Raw genomic sequence first — 18194 nt, 5'->3', positions numbered from 1 at the left:
TCCAGTAAGAACCGAGAAGGGAACAACACCGATGGCTGACAACGCTGAGATCCTCGCCGGCCTCGCCGAGATCGTCGAAGAGGTGGCCGGGGTGGCTCAGGACGACGTCACCGCCGAGAAGTCGTTCGTGGACGACCTCGACATCGACTCGCTGTCCATGGTCGAGATCGCCGTGCAGGCCGAGGACAAGTTCGGCGTCAAGATCCCGGACGACGAGCTCGCCAACCTGAAGACCGTCGGCGATGCGGTGAACTACGTGTCCGCCAACGCGAAGTAAGTCCTCTTCGTACCCGGGCCGGGGTGTCCCGGCCCGGAGCCGACCTTGGGGAGACTCTCCATGAGCAACATCGACGTCGTGATCACCGGCATGGGTGCGACCACTCCGCTGGGCGGAGACGTCGCATCCACCTGGGACGGCCTGCTGACCGCCCGCAGCGGGATCCGCAGGCTCGAGGCGGACTGGGTCGAGGAACTGGGCCTGCCGGTGCAGATCGGCGCTACGCTCGCCGTCGAGCCGACGGAGATCCTGCCGCGGGTGCAGGCCCGCCGGCTGGACCGCTGTGAGCAGGTCGCGTTGATCGCCGCCCGCCAGGCGTGGTCCGACGCCGGGTTCGCCGAGCAGACCGACGAGCACACCGACGTCGAACCGGAACGCCTCGGGGTGTCCCTCGGTACCGGCGTCGGCGGCCCGGTCACCCTGCTGTCCCAGAACGAGCTGTTGCACCAGCAGGGTCTTCGCAAGGTGTCACCGTTGACCGTGCCGATGCTGATGCCCAACGGCCCCGCGGCACACGTGAGCATCGACCTGAAGGCACGGGCAGGGGTGCACTCGCCCGCTTCGGCGTGTGCCTCCGGCGCCGAGGGCATCGCGAACGGCTTCGAGATGATCCGGTCCGGCCGGGCCGATGTGGTGGTCGCGGGCGGTACCGAGGCGTGCATCCACCCGATCACCCTGGGCGGGTTCGCCCAGGCACGCACGGTGTCGACCCGCAACGACGATCCGGCGGCCGCGTCCCGGCCGTTCGACGTCAGCCGCGACGGCTTCGTGCTCGGCGAGGGCTCCGGCGTGGTCGTGCTGGAGCGGGCCGACCGCGCCAAGGCCCGCGGCGCGCGGATCTACGCGAAGCTCGCCGGTTACGGCATCACCTCCGACGCCTACCACATCACCGGCAACCACCCGGACGGCATCGGCCAGATCGCGGCGATGCGCGCTGCGATGACCATGGCCGAACTGTCCCCTTCGGACATCGGCCACGTCAACGCGCACGCGACGTCCACAGTGGTGGGTGACATCGGCGAGGCGGCCGCGATCCGGACGGCGATCGGTGACCACCCGGTGGTCACCGCCCCGAAGGGCGCGCTCGGCCACCTCGTCGGCGGGGCCGGTGCGGTGGAAGGCATCGCCACCGTCCTCAGCCTGCACGAGGGCGTGGTGCCTGCGACGTTGAACCTGACCGACCTCGACCCGAAGGTGCAGCTCGACGTGGTGTCGGGCGAGAACCGGAAGGTCGAGCTGACCGCGGCGATCAGCAACTCGTTCGGCTTCGGCGGGCACAACACCGCACTGCTGTTCGTCCCTGCGTCCTGACGCTGCCCGAGCAACGAAGAAGGGCCCTTCCCCGAGTCCGGGGAGGGGCCCTTTTCGCGTGGTCTCAGCAGCGCTCGTGTTCGGTGGTGGTACCGGAGTCGACGGCGTCGATCCGGTACGCGCCGCGTTCGAACTTCATCGGCAGCACCAGCCGCCAGCGGATGCACGGGTACTGGAAGTTCACCGGCGCCTCGTTGAGCGACTGGGTGCTGGTGAACCCGACGAGCACCCGCAGCGAGTTCTGCGCGCCCGGTTCGATGCGGTACAGCAGGATGCTGCCGTCCTTCGTGGACTGGAAATCGCGCTTCCAGTCCGCCAGCGTCGTCTGGTCCCGCCGCGCGTCGCTGACGGTTTCCGACCACGCCTGGTAGTCCTTCGAGTTCAGCGCGTCGAAGTAGGCTTGCAGCACCCCGCGCACGACCTCGTCCTGCGGATGGTTGGCCACATCGGGGGTGATCTCGACGCGGGGCGGCCCCGGTTCCTCGCGCGGTTCGTCCGAGGTGGACGGAGGCACGGTGATCGGGGCGATGGCGTCCGCCTGCTCGCCGGCGCCGTGGTAGAGCTCCCGCGCGAGCAGGCCCCCGGCCACGGTGACGGACAGCACGACCACGAGCACGGGGATCAGCCACCGCTGACGGGACGGCGATTGGGCGCTCACCCGGGTGAGGGTACCGCCCCGCATCAGCCGACCTGGTGCAGCCAGGTGACCGGGGCGCCGTCGCCCGCATGCCGGTACGGCTCGAGCGCTTCGTCCCACGCAGCGGCGAGCAGTCCGTCGAGCTTGTGCGCGAGCGACTCACCCCCGCGGGTCATGCTGACGAGGGCACGCAGCTGGTCCTCACCCACCACGATGTCGCCGTTGGCGCTGGTGCGGCCGTGCCACAGGCCGAGGCCGGGGGCGAAGCAGAACCGCTCGCCGTCGACGCCTGCGCTGGGTTCCTCGGTGACCTCGAAGCGCAGCATCGGCCACGCCTTGAGCGCGGCGACCAGCTTGGCGCCGGTGCCCGCGGGCGCGCGCCAGCTGCACTCGGCACGCAGCTGTCCGGGACTGGCCGGCTGGGCCGTCCACTTCAGCTCGACACGGGCACCCAGGGTGCCCGAAATGGCCCACTCGACGTGCGGACATACCGCAGACGGCGACGAGTGGACGTACACCACGCCTCGGGTGTTGCCACGGGTGCTCACTGCTGACCTCCGCTTGTTCGACGAGGGACGTCTTCCCCTACGACCTCTCGAACTGCGCAGGCTGCCTGCCACCGCGGCTACCCCGACTGTGTAGCACATTCTGCACCCCAGCAGTGCGGTTTGGCCACACGAACACCACAAGTCGCACGCGACCCCCCGTTGAGGTGAGCCACGCCGACGCGTGCGCGTTTACCACGGTCCCAGCGCTCCGGCACGCTAGCGTGGGGCACCGGAAACGGACGGGTGAGGGAGGGTTTCGGTGCGACTGATCCGCCTCGGGCAGCAGCCCTCGCGCGTCGCGGAGGACGTGCGGGCTGCGCTGGCCTCCCTCGGCAGGGGGAGCACCGTGATCGGCGGCGTCGCGCTGGTCGGGGCACGCCCGACCGGGGACCGCCCGGTGGAAGCGGTGGTGCTGCTGCCTGCCGGCGTGCTGATCGTGATCGGCGTCGACCTGCCCGATCCGGCGCTGCGCCTGGAAGCCCCGCTGAGCGGTCCGTGGAAGGCCGACGGCTGGCCACTGGTACACGGCGACGACGCGGTCAACCCGGCCACCGAATCACTCGACCTGGCACAGGACTGCGAACGCCGGATCGCGGAACTGGGCGGCGGCCCGGTCGGCACGATCATCGCGGTGGGCCCGTACGTGGAGACGGTCGAGCAGCCACCGGGCGACCTGGCAGGCCCGGTCCGCGTCCTGCACCCGACCCCGACGGCAATGCTCGCGGCGACCGTCTCCCTCGCGACCGCCCGGCACCCCCGTTCCATCGACCAGGCACGAACCCTGATCGCCGCACTCGCCCCGGACACCCAGGACCTGTCGGACGAGACCCTGCTGGGCGAAGGATTCGTCCGCTTCGCCGACGACACCCCGTCCCCAGCCCCCACTCGCGCACCCAGGACCGGCCGGTCCACCCCCGGCACCGGCCACGCCCCCGGTGCGGCCGCGGCTGGTGCCGGTACGGCCGCGGCTGGTGCCGGTACGGCCGCGGCTGGTGCCGGTGCAGCCGGTGCCGATACGGCCGGTGCTGCAGCCGCCGGTACGGCCGCTGCAGCCGCGGCTGGTGCCGGTGCCGCAGCCCGCAACCCAGGCGCCACGGCCACCGCCACCGGCCCCGCCAACCGACCGGCGACACCTCCGACCCCGGCCCCTTTCCCTCGCAACGCCACTCCCGCAACCCACCCAGGCGACACCACTCCCCCGACCAGCGCGACCCACCCCGCCGACACGACTTCCCCCACCAACGCGGCGCGCCCAGGCGACACCGGCTCCCCAACCAGCACGAACCCCGCCGACACCACTTCCCGGACCGGCGCAAACCGCCCAGGCGAGGCCACTTCCCCCAGCGCCGGTACCGCCCACCGGTCCGCACCGGCCCCGCAACCGGGGCGCCCCGCGATCGCCCGGCCGCGGATCGTGTCCGTGCCACCTCCACCGCCGGTGATCCCGCCGATCGCACCCATCCCGACGCCGGCACCGGAGTCCCCCACCCCGGACGAGTCTCCGGCCCTCTCCGACGCGCCGACCGAATCAGTGGAATCCCCCACGGAGAAAATGCCGGCACCCGGAACCCGGACACCCGATAATCCGACAGCCGGGGCAACCGGGGCAACCGGGGCAACCGGGGCAACCGGGGCTCGGGCGACCGCGCCGCTCGACTCTCGGGCCGCGACGTCTTCCAGCGGTGCCGGTGGCGCACCGGGCTCGGCGGGGGCGGGCCAGACTGCGGCAGCTCCCGGCACTGCGGCTGCCTCGGATTCCGGCCGCTCGACCGGGTCGGCCGCCGCGGCGACCGGGGCTCAGGCCGCCGCACCTTCCCGCTCCGCTGCCGCTGCATCGGGCTCGGCGAGCGGGGCTCAGGCCGCCGGGGCTCGAGCCGCTGCGCCCAACGGTCCGGTCGCCTCGGCGTCGTCGGGGTCCGGGGCACGGGCTGCCGCGGGACCCGGCACTTCGGGTGGTTCACCGTTCGCGGGTCAGTCGGCCGGGTCGTCGGCGGATGGTCGGCCGACTGAGTCCGTTCCTCGATTGCGGGACGACGATCAGTCCGTTCCTCGGGCAGGGGGCGGAGAATCGCCGGGGTCGGCGGCGGGCGGTGGACGGCCCTCGCCGCGTCCGGCACCGGTCTCGGCCGGGGCTGCGGCGGGTGCGCCTTCCCCCCGCCCGGCACCGGTCCCGGCCGCTGCCGGGGTCGCCGCGGCCGGGGAACCCGGGCGACCTGGACAGTCGCGGACGGTGCGGTGGGTGCCGCTCGCCGCGATCGCGTTGCTGGTGGTGCTCGTGGCGGCCGCGGTGGTCGTCGCGACGAGTGGCGGCGGTGCCGACGACGGGACGACTGCGGCAGCGCCGGTCAGCAGTGCGGCTCCGGCGAGCAGCGCCGCGCCGTCCAGCAGCGCACCGCCGAGCAGCGCGACGCCGAGTCTCGGTTTCCAGCCGCTGGCGAGCAGTGCCGACCAGCGCTGTGCCTCGCACGCCTTCGGCGACGTCCAGGCCAGCCTCCAGCAGACGAGCTGCTCCGCGGTCCGCCGGGCGAGCTACACCGCCGAGGTGGACGGGCGGCCCGCCGCGGTCACCGTCGCCGTGGTGGAGTTCGCCGACTCCGCACAGGCCTCCCACTTCAAGGAAATCGCGGACAACCCGGGCGGCGGCGGAATCCTCGACGTCGCCACCGAGACCGGCAAGTGGCCGAATGCCGCACCGCAGTTCGACGGCGCCGCCTACGCCAGCAAGATCGAGGGCAAGGGCGTGCGGCTGGTCCAGGTGGTCTGGACCCCTGGACCGTCCACTCCGGACGATCCGGGCCTTGCCCGTGCCGCGAACGGCGCGCTGGACCTGTCGCTGCCCTCCTGAACGGCTCAGAGCCCGTAGGTCTCCAGCAGCCGCAGCCACACCTCGCTGATCGTCGGGAACGCCGGAACCGCGTGCCACAGCCGCTCCAGCGGCACCTCCCCGACCACCGCGATGGTCGCCGAGTGCAGCAGCTCGGACACGTCCTGGCCGACGAACGTCACCCCGAGCACCACGCCGCGTCCGGTGTCCACGACCATCCGCGCCTTGCCCGCGTACCCGTCGGCGTGCAACGACGAACCGGCCACCGCGATGTCGATGTCCACGACCCGGTCGGCGGACCCCTCGCGGGCCTCGGTCAGCCCGACCGAGGTCACCTCCGGATCGGTGAACACCACCTGCGGCACGGCGTGGTGGTCGGCCGTGGCGCTGTAACGGCTCCACGGCGCGGTCGAGATCTGTTCGCCACGTGCCCGCGCGGCCACCGAATCACCGGCCACCCGCGCGCCGTACTTGCCCTGGTGGGTCAGCAATGCCCGGCCGGTCACGTCACCGGCCGCGTAGAGCCAGCCACCGTCCACAGCGGACACCCGGCCGCTTTCGTCCACTTCGAGCGGACGGTCGGCCGGCAGGCCCAGCACGTCGAGACCGACGTCCCCGGTGGCCGGCGCGCGGCCGGTGGCCACCAGCAACTCGTCCACCACCAGCTCCTCGCCGCCGGAAAGCCGCAGCACGGTCCCGCCGTCGGAGGCCGACACCTCACTCAGGCCGGAGGAGGTGTGCACGCGCACGCCGGCCTCGCGCAGCCCGTCGAGCAGCAGATCGCCGGCGAAGTCCGGCAGCTTCGGCAACGGCCGCGGCCCGGTGAGCACGAGGTCCACCTGCGCACCCAGCCGCGCCCACGCCTGCGCCATCTCGACCCCGACCACCCCACCGCCGAGCACGCCGAGCCGGGCAGGCACCGCCGAGGCCGACGTCGCCTCGCGCGAGCCCCACGGCCGGATCGTGTCCAGGCCCGGAATCGACGGTGTCCGCGGAACACTGCCGGTGCACACGATCACCGCGTGCCGCGCGGTGAGCACCGTGCCGTCGTCGAGCGTCACCTCGCGTTCGCCGCTGATCCGTGCGTGCCCGCGCACGGGTTCGATGCCGGCACCGCGAGCCCAGTCCACCTGCCCGGTGTCGTCGCCGCGGCCGGTGAACCAGTCCCGGCGCGCCAGCACCGCGGCCGGGTCGAGTGCCCCGCCGACCGGAACGCCGGGCACGCGACCGGCCGCGGCGAGCAGGTTGCCCGGACGCAGCAACGCCTTGCTCGGAATGCACGCCCAGTAGGAGCATTCCCCGCCGAACCGTTCGTGTTCGACGAGCGCCACCTTCAACCCGCCGCTTGCCGCGCGTTCGGCAGCCACCTCGCCCACCGGACCGGCACCGATCACCACGACGTCGAAAGTCTGTTCTGCCATGCGCCCAGCGCACACCACCGGGCGGGTTCGCGCAAGCCAGCCGCTATTGTCGTCGGTGAGCCGCAAGACCGGCGGCACCGGGGAATTCCGGAGGGTCGCCGTGCCGGTTGCAAGCACGATCGATCGAGCACGGGAGACTCCCATGGCCAAGAACACCGCCGTCCGCGTCCTGGACGACCTCACCGGCGAACCGGCGTCGGAAACCGTGTCGTTCGCCCTCGACGGTGCCGAATACGACATCGACCTGGCCGCGGGCAATGCCGCCGCACTGCGCGAATTCCTCGACCGCTACCGCATCCGGGGCCGCCGGGTGGGCGGACGCAAACTCCGCACCCGCTACGTCCCCGGCGCGAAGCCGGTGACGAAAACCAAGCGCACCAAGGCAAAGCCGGTCGCCGGTACCAGGAGCGCGGCGACCGCTGCGGTCTCGCGAAAGACCAAGCCCGCCAAGGAGATCGGCACCACGACCGCCCGCGGCAAGACAACCGCCGCGAAGGCCACCGCGGCCAAGCCGGCCCCGGTGAAGACGACCCGTCCGGCGAAGGCCACCACGACAAAACCAGCTGGCACCGAAGCGGCCGGTACCAAGCCGAGCGGGAGCAAGACCGCGAACGCCAAGGCACGTCCGGCGAAAGCGGCCGCCAAGGTGGCCGGTACCACCACGAACCGCGCCAGGGCGACCGGCCGCACCACCACAGCCAAACCGACCGCCGCAGCCAAGCCGGCCACCGCCAAGACCGGCAGCAGCACCCCGGCCCGCGGCAAGGCGGCCACCGCCAAGACCAAGGCGACCGGTTCGGCCCGCGGCCGGACGGCCGCCAACAAGACCGGCGCCGCCAAGACCGCCCGCGGCAAAGCGACCAGTGCCGCGGCCATCACGACCGCCGGCACCGGAGGCGAGACCGCCGCCCCGGCAGGCCGGACACCTCGCGCCACCACGACCCGAGGTACCGCCCCCAACACACCCGCTCCCGTCCGGACGAAGGCTGCTCCGGCCGAAGCACGCCCGGCCGCCCCGCAACCCGGCTTCACCGACCCGTCGGCGGGCCCGGTGAAAGCACCCCGGGCGGCGCGGAAGGTGCCCGTGGTGCAGTTCTCCGCCAAGAGCTGACCCGCACATCCCGGCGGCACTCCCGAAAACACCCGCAACACAGTTCCCGGCCCGGAGACTGCCCTCGCGCCACGGCAGTCCCGGAACAGCTCGCGGTGCAGTCCCCGCCGTAAACCGACCCCAGCGGCGCTCCCGAAAAGCACCCCACCGGAACCGGGCTCACGCCGGGCGTTGCCGTCCCTCGGTGTGCCAGGGTGCGTAGTGGTAGCGCGTTCGCAGGAGTTCGCGCTGGCGGGTCAGTTCTCCTTGCGCCGGGCTGCGTGGGGTGAGCGGGCCGAGCAGGTCCGCCGCGACCGTGCGGATCACCGATTCCGCCACACCCGGCGCCGGGCGCACACCGTGGTCCGCCAGTGACGCGACCTTGCTGCGGTGGGAATCCAGGGGTTTCGGGTCCGGCGGTGCGCCGGTGAGATAGGCGCCCACGCGTGCCGCATCCGTGTCGACGAGCAGGGTCGAGTGCGCGAGCAGTCCCTCCTTGGTGCGGAACACCGCGAAACCGCACAGCTTCTCCTCGCCCACGAACACGCCCCGCTCGCCGAGCCGCGGGGGCACACCCAGCCGTTCCGCCGCGCCGGTCATCAACAGGCCGAGCATCTCCATCGGCCGGTCCACCGGGCCGGGCAGCAGCAGCGTCACGTTGAGGTTGCCGGGGTCGTGGAAGACCGTGCCGCCGCCACTCGCACGACGCAGCACCGGCACGCCGTCCCTGGCGCATTCGGCCACCCGCACCTCGCGCGCAATCTTCTGCCCGCGCCCGAGGACCACGCACACCGGATTGCGCCACAGCCACAACGTCGGCGCCTGCGGGCCCGCTCGCAGCAACGCCTCGTCGAAGGCGAGGTTCTCGGTCGGATCCGCGAACTCGGCCCGCACATCCGACCCGGCGCTCATAGTGTCTTGAGTTCCTCCACGATCTCGCCCACCGACGACTTCGCGTCCCCGAAGAGCATGCTGGTCTTCGGATCGTAGAACAGCTCGTTGTCGATCCCGGCGAAGCCCGAGCTCATCCCGCGCTTGAGCACGATCACCGAACGGCTTTCGTTCACCTTCAGGATCGGCATCCCGTAGATCGGCGAGCTCGGATCGGTCTGCGCGGCCGGGTTCGTCACGTCGTTCGCGCCGATCACCAGCGCCACGTCGGTCTGCCCGAACTCGGAGTTGATCTCGTCCATCTCGCGCAACTGCTCGTAGGGCACGTCGGCCTCGGCGAGCAGCACGTTCATGTGCCCCGGCATCCGCCCGGCCACCGGGTGGATCGCGTAGGCGACCTCGATTCCCTTGCTCTGCAAGAGTTTCGCCATCTCGCGCACGGTGTGCTGAGCCTGTGCCACCGCCATTCCGTACCCGGGCACCACCACGACCTTGCTCGCGTAGGCCATCTGGATCGCGGTGTCCGCGGCGCTCGTGCTGCGCACCGGCCGCACCTCGCCGGCACCCGAAGCGCCCCCGGCGACGGCAGTACCGCCGCCGAACCCGCCGGCCACGATCGCCGGGATGGACCGGTTCATCGCCTTCGCCATCAGGTTGGTGAGGATCGACCCGGACGCGCCGACGATCATGCCCGCCACGATCAGCGCGGTGTTCGACAGCGCGAGCCCCATCGCCGCCGCGGACAGCCCGGTGAACGCGTTCAGCAGCGAGATCACCACCGGCATGTCCGCACCGCCGATCGGCAGCACCACCGTCACGCCGAGCACCGCGGCCGCGACCAGCAACCCGATCATCAGCAGTCCGGCGTCACCACCCGCGGCGATGACCACCGCGCAGGCCACCGCGATCAGCAGGACCAGCACGTTCAGCGGCTGCTGGAGCTTGCCGAGCGTCACCGGCCGTCCGGTGATCAGCTCCTGCAGCTTGCCGAACGCGACATTCGAACCCCAGAACGAGATCGACCCGATCAACGCCGCGAACAGCGACGCGATCGCGACGTACAGCGGTTCGTGCGCATAACCGTCGGTGTTGCGGAACTCCACCCACGCGATGAGCGCGACCGCACCGCCGCCGACGCCGTTGAACAACGCCACCATCTGCGGCATCGCGGTCATCTTCACCTTGCGCGCGGCCGGCACGCCGACCAGCGCGCCGATCGCGACGCCGAGCACGATCAGCAGCCAGTTGCCCATGCCGGGCGTGAGCAGGGTCGCGATCACCGCGATGCCCATGCCCGCCGCGGCGATCCAGTTGCCGCGGACCGCGGTGCGCGGACCGGTCAGTCCCATCAGGCCGTAGATGAACAGGGCGAACGCGACGATGTAGAGGACCGCGATCAGCTGGGTCACTTCGCCGCCTCCTCGTCGTCGTCCGGCTGCGGTTTCTTGCCCTTGAACATCGCCAGCATCCGGTCGGTGACAAGGAATCCGCCGACCACGTTGATCGTGCCGAACGCGATCGCGATCACCAGCAGGATCTTGTTCAGCACCCCGTCCACGCCGAGTCCGAGCACGATCAGCCCGCCCAGCAGCACGATGCCGTGGATCGCGTTGGTACCCGACATCAGCGGCGTGTGCAGGGTGTTCGGCACCTTCGAGATCACCGCGAAGCCCACGAAACCCGCGAGCACGAGCACCGCCAGGTTTTCCACCAGCGTCACGACTGGCTCCCTTCCCGGCCGGCCACGCAGGCGCCGGCGACGACCTCGTCGGAGAAGTCGAGCTTCAGCTCGCCCTCGGTGGTCACGAGCAGTTCCAGCAGCTCGGTGACGTTGCGCGCGTACAGCTCGCTCGCGTGCGCCGGCATGCCGGCGGGCAGGTTCAGCGGCGCGCTGATCGTCACGCCGTGCTCCACCACGTCCTCGCCGGGCCGGCTCAGCTCGCAGTTGCCGCCGGATTCACCGGCGAGGTCGAGCACCACTCCCCCGGCAGGCATGCCCCGCACCGCCTCTTCGGTGACCAGCGTCGGCGCCTTGCGGCCGGGCACCAGCGCGGTGGTGACCACGACGTCGAACTTCGTGATCGCCTCGGTGAGCCTGCGTTGCTGCTCGGCGCGTTCCTCCTCGGTCAGCTCCCGCGCGTAGCCGCCTTCGCCGACCGCCTCGATGCCGAGATCGAGGAACTGCGCACCGAGCGAACGGACCTGCTCGCCGACCTCGGGCCGCACGTCGTAGCCGGTGGTCTGGGCACCCAGCCGTTTGGCCGTCGCCAGCGCCTGCAGACCGGCCACCCCGGCACCGAGTACGAGCACCTTCGCCGGCGGCACGGTGCCCGCCGCGGTGGTGAGCATCGGGAAGAACCGGTTCAGCTTCTCCGCCGCCAGCAGCACCGCCCGGTATCCGGCGACGCTGCTCTGCGACGAGAGCGCGTCCATTGCCTGTGCCCGCGAAATCCGGGGCACCGCTTCCATCGCGAACGCACGCACGCCTGCCCGTTCCAGTGCGGCGATCCCGTCCGGATCTCCCCGCGGATCGAGGAATCCGATCAGCACCCCGCCCCGCGCCAGCTTCGGGACCTCTTCCGCGGTCGGCGGCGCGACCTTGACGACCACGTCCGCCTGCCAGGGATCACCCACTTCGGCGCCGGCTTCGACGTACGCGTCGTCGGGCAGCTGCGCACCCGCGCCTGCCCCGCGTTCGACGATGGTGGTCAGGCCGCGTTGTGCGAGCCTCGACACCAGCTTCGGCACGAGTGCGACCCGGCGTTCGCCGGGCCGTGACTCGGTGACCACACCGACCGTGAGCCGGCTACCGCTCTCCGCCACGCGACCTCCTCGACCGTGAGGATCATCGAACGTGCGAGTTCTACCACGCGCAGAGCGGCTGCCCTAGTCACCACGATCACGTTGACCGGCGGACGGCTGCCAGTGCGGCACCCCGACCAGGATCATCCGCAGCCGTTTCTCCGCGACGGCCACCGTGCGCTCGTCCGCCGCGGAATCACCTTGCCGGGTCTCCAGCAGGTCGACGACGGTGGCGATCATGGCCGTGACGATCAGATCGGCCAGCAGGTGCAGATCGTCGGTCGGCCAGCCGCGCAGGTGCTCGAACCGGGCCAGGTCCACCGCCAGGTCGCCGGCGAACATCCGCAGTTCCACCGCGATCGCCCTGGACACCGGCCCGGAACCCGCGTAGCGCTCGCGCGTGACGAACCGGAAGTGCCCCTCGTGCGCGCGGACCTGCCGGTAGAGGGTGTGCACCGAGGCCCGGATCATGCCCTGGTAACTGCCCGGTTCGGTGCGGTCGGCGCGGAGCATGCCGCGCAGGGTGCGGGTGGTCTCCTCGACCAGCGCGATGCCCAGCTCCTCCATCGACGAGAAGTGCCGGTAGAACGCAGTCGGCACGATGCCGGCGCGCTTGGCCACCTCGCGCAGCGACAGGCTCGCGAACCCGCGATCGGCCAGCAGGTCCAAGGCGGCGTCGAGCAGCGCCTGCCGGGTGCGCTGCTTGCGCTCCTGCCGGCTCACCACACCGGCCGGTTCCCCGGCTGTCGACACGTCGGGAAGCGTACTGGCGTCCGTCGCGTGCCCCACGTCACATCACCTCGCTCCCACGTTGACAGCCGACCCGGTTCTGCCTCTTACTGGTCAGTGTACAGCTGTGCACTCAAATCCTGGAGGCGTGATGACCATTCAGCTCCCGCGCCGGATACGCGGGCTCGTCTCGCTCGCCGAGGCACTGCTCACCCCGCACGGTGCGGACCGGTACCTGGAACTGGTCGATCCGATGCTGGTGCGGCGCGAAATCCGCGGCCAGGTCACCGCCGTGCGGCGGCAGACCCCGGACAGCGTCACCTTCACCGTGCGGCCGAGCCGCGCGTGGCAGGGTTTCCGCGCCGGCCAGTACGTCCGGCTGCAGGTGGAGATCGACGGCGTGCGGCGGACCCGCTGCTACTCGCCGTGCGGCGCCGAGGGCGGCGAACTGGAGTTCACCGTGAAGGCGGACCCGGACGGGCTCGTTTCCCGGCACCTGCGGGACACCACCCGGGTCGGCACCGTGGTCGGGCTTTCCCCCGCGGACGGTGACTTCACCCTGCCTTCGCCGCGGCCCTCGCGGATCGTGCTGATCAGCGGCGGCAGCGGGATCACCCCGGTGCTCGCGATGGTCCGCACACTGGTGGCCGAGGGACATCCGGGCGAGATCGTGTTCCTGCACTACTCCAACTCCCGCGAGGACGCGCTCTACCGCGAGGAACTGGCCGCACTCTCCGCGCAGCACCCCGGGCTTCGGGTGGTGCACGCGCACACCCACACCCGTACCGGCGAACTGACCGGCCGGTTCTCGAAGGCGCACCTGCAGCAGGCCGCGCCGTGGTTCCGCACCGCCGAAACGTTCGCCTGCGGCCCGGCGCCGCTGATGACCGCGGTCGGCGACCTGTTCGCCGACGAAGGGTTGAGTGAACATCTGCACACCGAAGAGTTCACGGCTGCGCCGTTGACCTTCGACACCACGGCCGCCGAAGGGCGAGTGCGCTTCGCCCGCAGCGGCCGGGAATGCGACAACACCGGCAAGCCGCTGCTGGAGCAGGCCGAGGACGTGGGCCTGACCCCGGAGCACGGCTGCCGGATGGGCATCTGCTTTTCCTGCACGCAGCTCAAGACCGCGGGCCGGGTGCGCAACGCGCGCACCGGCGAGGTCTCCGGTGAGGAAAACCAGGAAATCCAGCTCTGCATCAGCGTCCCCCTCGGGGACGTCGAAATCGACGCCTGACCGCTCTGGAGGAGACGACCGATGACCGGCACACCGTTCCAGCTCACGCCCGACCAGGTCGAGGAATTCGGCCGGGAACTCGACGCACTGCGCCAGCGGATCGTCGACAACCTCGGCGAGCAGGACGTGACCTATCTGCGCAACCTCATCAAGACCCAGCGCGCACTCGAGGTGACCGGGCGCGGCCTGCTGTTCGCCGGGTTCCTGCCACCGGCGTGGCTGGCCGGGGTGGCCACCCTGTCGCTGGCGAAGATCCTGGACAACATGGAGATCGGCCACAACGTGATGCACGGCCAGTACGACTGGACGCGCATCCCGGAGCTGGGCTCGCAGCGGTTCGAATGGGACAACGTGGCGCCCGCGGACAACTGGCGGCACTCGCACAACTACATCCACCACACGTTCACCAACGTGCTCGGCAAGGACCGCGACATCGGCTACGGAATCCTGCGGATGGACTCGGCGCAGAAGTGGCATCCGTACTACCTGGGCAACCCGGTGTACGCCACGCTGCTGGCACTGCTGTTCCAGTGGGGCGTGATGCTGCACGATCTGGAGATCGAGCGGGTCGTCAAGGGCGAGCGCAGCTGGGCGGAGAACGTGCCGGTGCTGCGCAAGATCGCCCGCAAGGCTGCGCGGCAGATCGGCAAGGACTACGTGCTCTTCCCGCTGTTGACCGGCCCGCTGGCGCCGTTGACGCTGCTCGGCAACGCGAGCGCGAACCTGGTGCGCAACCTGTGGGCGTTCGCGATCATCTTCTGCGGGCACTTCCCCGCCGACGTGGAGAGCTTCACCGAGGAGGAGGCCGAGAACGAGTCACGCGGGCAGTGGTACCTGCGGCAGATCCTCGGTTCGGCCAACATCAGCGGCGGCCCGCTGTTCCACATCCTCTCCGGGAACCTCTCGCACCAGATCGAGCACCACCTGTTCCCGGACCTCCCGGCGCGGCGGTACCCGCAGATCGCCGGTGAGGTGCGGGAGATCTGCGAACGCTACGGCCTGCCGTACCACACCGGACCGCTGCGCAAGCAGCTCTGGTCGGTGGCGAAGAAGATCGTCCGGCTGGCGCTGCCCGGACCGGGCACCGGCCCGGAAGCTACCGTGGACTCCGACCGGCAACTCCGAGCAGCCTGAGGAATTCCCATGGTGGGTCAGTTCGAAAGCAGCAAGGACACCGTGCAGGAACTCACCGAGTCCGCGGCAACGCACATCGGCGCCATCGCCACCATCATCACCGGCGCGGTCCGCGACATCGCCCGCGAGACCGGCGATTGGCTCACCGACGTGATCGAAATGCGCGAAGCCGCCGCGCGCGCCCGGGCCGACGCGCCCGCCGAACCCGTCCCGGCAGACCCGGACCTGCCCTGACCCACCATCCGGGACCGGGGGTTTTCCCACCCGGTGGCCGGGACACCCCGGTGGCCCGGCCACCACGGGAACGGCAGACTCGGCCAGGTGAGAGCCGCACCCAACGCCGAACCCGGCCCGCCCGCCCGACGCGGCGGGCCGGCGGTGCGCTGCGGCAGGCCGACGGCCCGCCGCAGCACTCCGGCGATTCGGCATACCGGGCCGACGGCTCGGCACCGCAGGCCACCGACCCAGCACACCGGACCTGCGGTTCGGCACACCGGATCTGCGGTTCGGCGCGGCGAGCCGTCGGTTCGGCACGGCGAGCCGGCGATTCGGCACACCGGACCTGCGATTCGGCACGGCGAGCCGGCGATTCGGCACGGCGAGCCGGCGATTCGGCACACCGGACCTGCGATTCGGCACGGCGAGCCGGCGGTTCGGCACGGCGAGCCGACGGTTCGGCGCGGGACGTGGTGCTCGGCCGCCGTGCGGTCTGCCGCTGTGGCGGGATGGGCTTGCCAGGCGGCACTGCATACCTGCCTTGTCCCGGTCCGTTCAACCGCGCACCAACCCAGCTCGGCCACGCAGCCCGACGCTGCGGCGCCGAACCGGGCGGTCAGGTCGGGCGGTTCGGCCGTGCGGTGCGGTCACCGTGGCGGCGGGCCGGGCAACGCTTCTGACCGGCCGCCGGTCGCGGGTCGGTTCGGGAGGGCTCGGTGAGGGTTGCGGAATTCCCGAGGCTCTTGTGGCCCCCTTCGCGGCGTGCGGGGGTCGCCGAGGTGGGATGGCTGGTCGTTGCCGGCGCGCTGACGCCGGTGGCCTTCGTGGTGGTGCTTGCCGGGTTGCTGGTCGGGGTGGCGCTGACGCCGGTGCTCGCCGGGACGCTCGTGCTCGCCGGGGTGCTCGCCGGGGCGCGGCTGCTCGGTGGCGTGCACCGGCGGCTGGCCGGCGCTCTGCTCGGACTGCGCCTGCCCCGGCCACGACCGGCTGAGCTGCGTCCGGGGTTGTGGCGCTGGCTCGTCGCCCGGCTCGGCGATCCGACCGCGTGGCGTGCGGTGGCCTACCTGCTGGTCCGGTTCCCGCTCGGGATCCTCGGGCTGCTCATGGCCGCAATGCTGGCCGTCTTCGGCGTCGCCGCGGTCACCTACCCGTTCACCTGGTTTTTCCGGCACGGGCAGGAACTTCCGGTGTTCGGGGTGCACAGTGCCACCTGGCCGGGTTCACTGCTGTGGGCAGCGGCCGGAATCGTGGTACTGGTGGCGTGGCCTGCGTTCGTGCACGCCGTCGTCGCGGTGGACCGGCTGCTCGTGCGGCTGCTGCTCGCCGACCCCGGGCTCCGTGAACGAGTGCGCTTCCTGGAGGAGACCCGGGCGACCGCACTGGAGGACGCCGCCGGGCAGCTTCGGCGCATCGAACGCGATCTGCACGACGGCGCACAGGCCCAGCTCGTCGCGATGGCGATGAAACTCGGGCTGGCGAAAGAAGAGCTGGCCACCGACGAGATCGACCTCGCCCAGGTGCGCACCCTCGTCTCCGACGCGCACGGCAACGCCAAGCGAGCACTCGTCGAACTGCGTGACCTCGCCAGGGGCATCCACCCGGCGGCGCTCGACAAGGGTCTCGACGTCGCACTGTCCACTTTGGCCACCTCCGCCGGGATCGAGGCAACGGTGTCGGTCCAGCTGGCCCGCCGCCCGTCGCCATCGCTGGAGACGGTGCTGTACTTCGCCGCCGCGGAGCTGATGACCAACGCCGCGAAACACGCCGGAATACCTTGTGAGGTACGGGTTTCCGACCACGGCGCCGGACTTCGGCTGACGGTGACCGATCAGGGCGGCGGCGGGGCCGCGATCGTGGCCGGGGGCGGGCTCGCCGGCATCGCGGAACGGCTGCGGCCGGTGGACGGCGAACTCACCGTGCACAGCCCGCCCGGCGGACCGACCGTGATCACTGCCGCGATACCCGCGGCCCGCTAGGCTCGCGGCAGCGGGAGAGAGGGGTATGCCGTGCGGATCGTGCTCGCCGAGGACTCGGCCATCCTCCGGCAGGGGCTCGCCGAGCTGCTGTCGCTGCGGGGCCACGAGGTACTCGCCGCGGTGAACAACGCCGACGACCTCCGTGCCGCCGTGCGCGCCCACCGGCCCGATGTGTCCATTGTCGACATCCGGATGCCGCCGACGCACACCGACGAGGGCCTGCGCGCGGCCATCGAACTGCGTGGCGAACTGCCCGGATGCGCGATCCTGGTGTTCTCGCAGTACGTGGAGACGAACTACGCCAAGGAGCTGCTGGCCGGTGCAGCAGGTGCGGTCGGCTATCTGCTGAAGGACCGGGTGGCCGAGGTGTCGGACTTCCTCACCGCGCTCGACCGGGTCGCGGCCGGTGAGACGGTGCTCGATCCGGAGGTGGTGCGCCAGCTGTTCGCCGCCACCGGCCGTTCCGGCCCGCTCGCCGAGCTGACCCCGCGCGAACGCGAGGTGCTCGACCTGATGGCGCAGGGCCGGTCGAACGCGGCGATCGCGACCGAGGCGTACCTGTCCGCCGGATCGGTGGAGAAGTACGTGACGAGCATCTTCGGCAAACTCCGCCTGCCGCAGTCGGAGGGCCACAACCGGCGCGTGCTCGCGGTACTCCGGTACCTCGATTCGTGAGCCTAGGCTGAAGGCATGTACTCCACCGAGATCGAAGTGCACACCGGCGGCGAGGCCGTCGTGCACAACCTGACCCGCGAAGCCGAGGCGTTCCTGCGCGACGCCGACGCGACCGACGGACTCCTGCACGTGTGGGTGCCGCACGCGACGGCCGGTCTCGCCGTACTGGAAACCGGTGCCGGCAGCGACGACGACCTGCTCGCCGCCCTGGACGAGCTGCTCCCCCGCGACGAGCGCTGGCGCCATCGCCACGGCAGCCACGGGCACGGCCGTGACCACGTGCTGCCCGCACTGGTCCCGCCGTACGCGAGCATCCCGGTCCTCGGCGGCGTGCTGCTGCTGGGCACCTGGCAGTCGGTGTGCCTGGTGGACACCAACGTGGACAATCCGGTCCGCCGGGTGCGCTTCAGCTTCCTCGCCGGGTGA

The 18194-nt window shown here is 71.4% G+C and carries 18 protein-coding genes; 10 read left to right on the top strand and 8 right to left on the bottom strand.

All coding sequences use genetic code 11. The features are described 5' to 3' along the window. Positions 1-31 precede the first annotated feature (31 nt). Together ABD793_RS36160 and ABD793_RS36155 are read left to right on the top strand one after the other, a co-directional pair. Complete coding sequence (locus ABD793_RS36160; protein WP_276362724.1) at positions 32-277, top strand: acyl carrier protein; 246 nt, start codon at positions 32-34, stop codon at positions 275-277. Between the two features lie 60 nt (positions 278-337). Continuing rightward, positions 338-1588, top strand: coding sequence for a beta-ketoacyl-[acyl-carrier-protein] synthase family protein (locus ABD793_RS36155; protein ID WP_344867908.1), 1251 nt, complete (start codon positions 338-340; stop codon positions 1586-1588). 64 nt (positions 1589-1652) lie between these two features. Here the strand turns inward: ABD793_RS36155 and ABD793_RS36150 are convergent, their stop codons facing one another. Both ABD793_RS36150 and ABD793_RS36145 read right to left on the bottom strand, forming a co-directional pair. Continuing rightward, the gene (locus ABD793_RS36150) at positions 1653-2246 is read right to left on the bottom strand and encodes a hypothetical protein (protein ID WP_344867907.1); all 594 of its coding nucleotides are present in this window, start codon (positions 2244-2246) and stop codon (positions 1653-1655) included. Positions 2247-2269: 23 nt separating this feature from the next. Beyond that, on the bottom strand, positions 2270-2773 hold the full coding sequence (locus ABD793_RS36145) for a DUF3145 domain-containing protein (RefSeq protein ID WP_344867905.1): 504 nt from the start codon (positions 2771-2773) through the stop codon (positions 2270-2272). Positions 2774-5012: 2239 nt separating this feature from the next. On the opposite strand from ABD793_RS36145, the gene ABD793_RS36140 reads away from it, so the two are divergent. Then, positions 5013-5618, top strand: coding sequence for a hypothetical protein (locus ABD793_RS36140; protein WP_344867903.1), 606 nt, complete (start codon positions 5013-5015; stop codon positions 5616-5618). Between the two features lie 5 nt (positions 5619-5623). Here ABD793_RS36140 and ABD793_RS36135 read toward each other — a convergent pair whose 3' ends face one another. Continuing rightward, positions 5624-7018 (bottom strand): dihydrolipoyl dehydrogenase family protein, encoded by a 1395-nt coding sequence (locus ABD793_RS36135; RefSeq protein ID WP_344867901.1) that lies wholly within the window; start codon positions 7016-7018, stop codon positions 5624-5626. Positions 7019-7160: 142 nt separating this feature from the next. Here ABD793_RS36135 and ABD793_RS36130 point away from each other — a divergent pair, with 142 nt between their 5' ends. Next, entirely contained in the window at positions 7161-8129 is a 969-nt protein-coding gene (locus ABD793_RS36130; RefSeq protein ID WP_344867899.1) for an Lsr2 dimerization domain-containing protein, read from the top strand. A 159-nt stretch (positions 8130-8288) separates the two neighbouring features. Here the strand turns inward: ABD793_RS36130 and ABD793_RS36125 are convergent, their stop codons facing one another. The 5 genes from ABD793_RS36125 to ABD793_RS36105 form a co-directional block, all read right to left on the bottom strand. Continuing rightward, a complete protein-coding gene (locus ABD793_RS36125; protein ID WP_344867897.1) occupies positions 8289-9020 on the bottom strand; it encodes a lipoate--protein ligase family protein in 732 nt (243 codons plus the stop codon). Continuing rightward, positions 9017-10408, bottom strand: coding sequence for an NAD(P)(+) transhydrogenase (Re/Si-specific) subunit beta (locus tag ABD793_RS36120; RefSeq protein WP_344867896.1), 1392 nt, complete (start codon positions 10406-10408; stop codon positions 9017-9019). The genes ABD793_RS36125 and ABD793_RS36120 overlap by 4 nt, the downstream gene beginning before the upstream one ends. Next, entirely contained in the window at positions 10405-10713 is a 309-nt protein-coding gene (locus ABD793_RS36115) for an NAD(P) transhydrogenase subunit alpha part 2 (protein ID WP_344867937.1), read from the bottom strand. The genes ABD793_RS36120 and ABD793_RS36115 overlap by 4 nt, the downstream gene beginning before the upstream one ends. Before the next feature lie 2 nt (positions 10714-10715). Beyond that, positions 10716-11822, bottom strand: coding sequence for a Re/Si-specific NAD(P)(+) transhydrogenase subunit alpha (locus ABD793_RS36110; RefSeq protein ID WP_344867895.1), 1107 nt, complete (start codon positions 11820-11822; stop codon positions 10716-10718). Positions 11823-11885: 63 nt separating this feature from the next. Next, positions 11886-12590, bottom strand: coding sequence for a TetR family transcriptional regulator (locus tag ABD793_RS36105; RefSeq protein WP_344867894.1), 705 nt, complete (start codon positions 12588-12590; stop codon positions 11886-11888). A 91-nt stretch (positions 12591-12681) separates the two neighbouring features. Here ABD793_RS36105 and ABD793_RS36100 point away from each other — a divergent pair, with 91 nt between their 5' ends. The 6 genes from ABD793_RS36100 (at position 12682) to ABD793_RS36075 (ending at position 18194) form a co-directional block, all read left to right on the top strand. Then, complete coding sequence (locus ABD793_RS36100; RefSeq protein ID WP_344867893.1) at positions 12682-13767, top strand: ferredoxin reductase; 1086 nt, start codon at positions 12682-12684, stop codon at positions 13765-13767. A 21-nt stretch (positions 13768-13788) separates the two neighbouring features. Next, positions 13789-14901 carry a fatty acid desaturase family protein gene (locus ABD793_RS36095; RefSeq protein WP_344867891.1) on the top strand — a complete coding sequence of 371 codons (1113 nt, stop codon included), beginning with the start codon at positions 13789-13791 and terminating at the stop codon, positions 14899-14901. Positions 14902-14910: 9 nt separating this feature from the next. Continuing rightward, positions 14911-15135 carry a hypothetical protein gene (locus ABD793_RS36090; protein WP_344867890.1) on the top strand — a complete coding sequence of 75 codons (225 nt, stop codon included), beginning with the start codon at positions 14911-14913 and terminating at the stop codon, positions 15133-15135. A gap of 761 nt (positions 15136-15896) precedes the next feature. Further along, positions 15897-17093 carry a sensor histidine kinase gene (locus ABD793_RS36085; protein ID WP_344867888.1) on the top strand — a complete coding sequence of 399 codons (1197 nt, stop codon included), beginning with the start codon at positions 15897-15899 and terminating at the stop codon, positions 17091-17093. Between the two features lie 30 nt (positions 17094-17123). Beyond that, a complete protein-coding gene (locus ABD793_RS36080) occupies positions 17124-17768 on the top strand; it encodes a response regulator transcription factor (protein WP_344867887.1) in 645 nt (214 codons plus the stop codon). A 15-nt stretch (positions 17769-17783) separates the two neighbouring features. After that, a complete protein-coding gene (locus tag ABD793_RS36075; protein ID WP_344867886.1) occupies positions 17784-18194 on the top strand; it encodes a YjbQ family protein in 411 nt (136 codons plus the stop codon).

Source organism: Amycolatopsis ultiminotia (assembly GCF_039536925.1).
Taxonomy (GTDB): domain Bacteria; phylum Actinomycetota; class Actinomycetes; order Mycobacteriales; family Pseudonocardiaceae; genus Amycolatopsis; species Amycolatopsis ultiminotia.
This window is presented reverse-complemented; position numbering and strand designations above follow the sequence as displayed.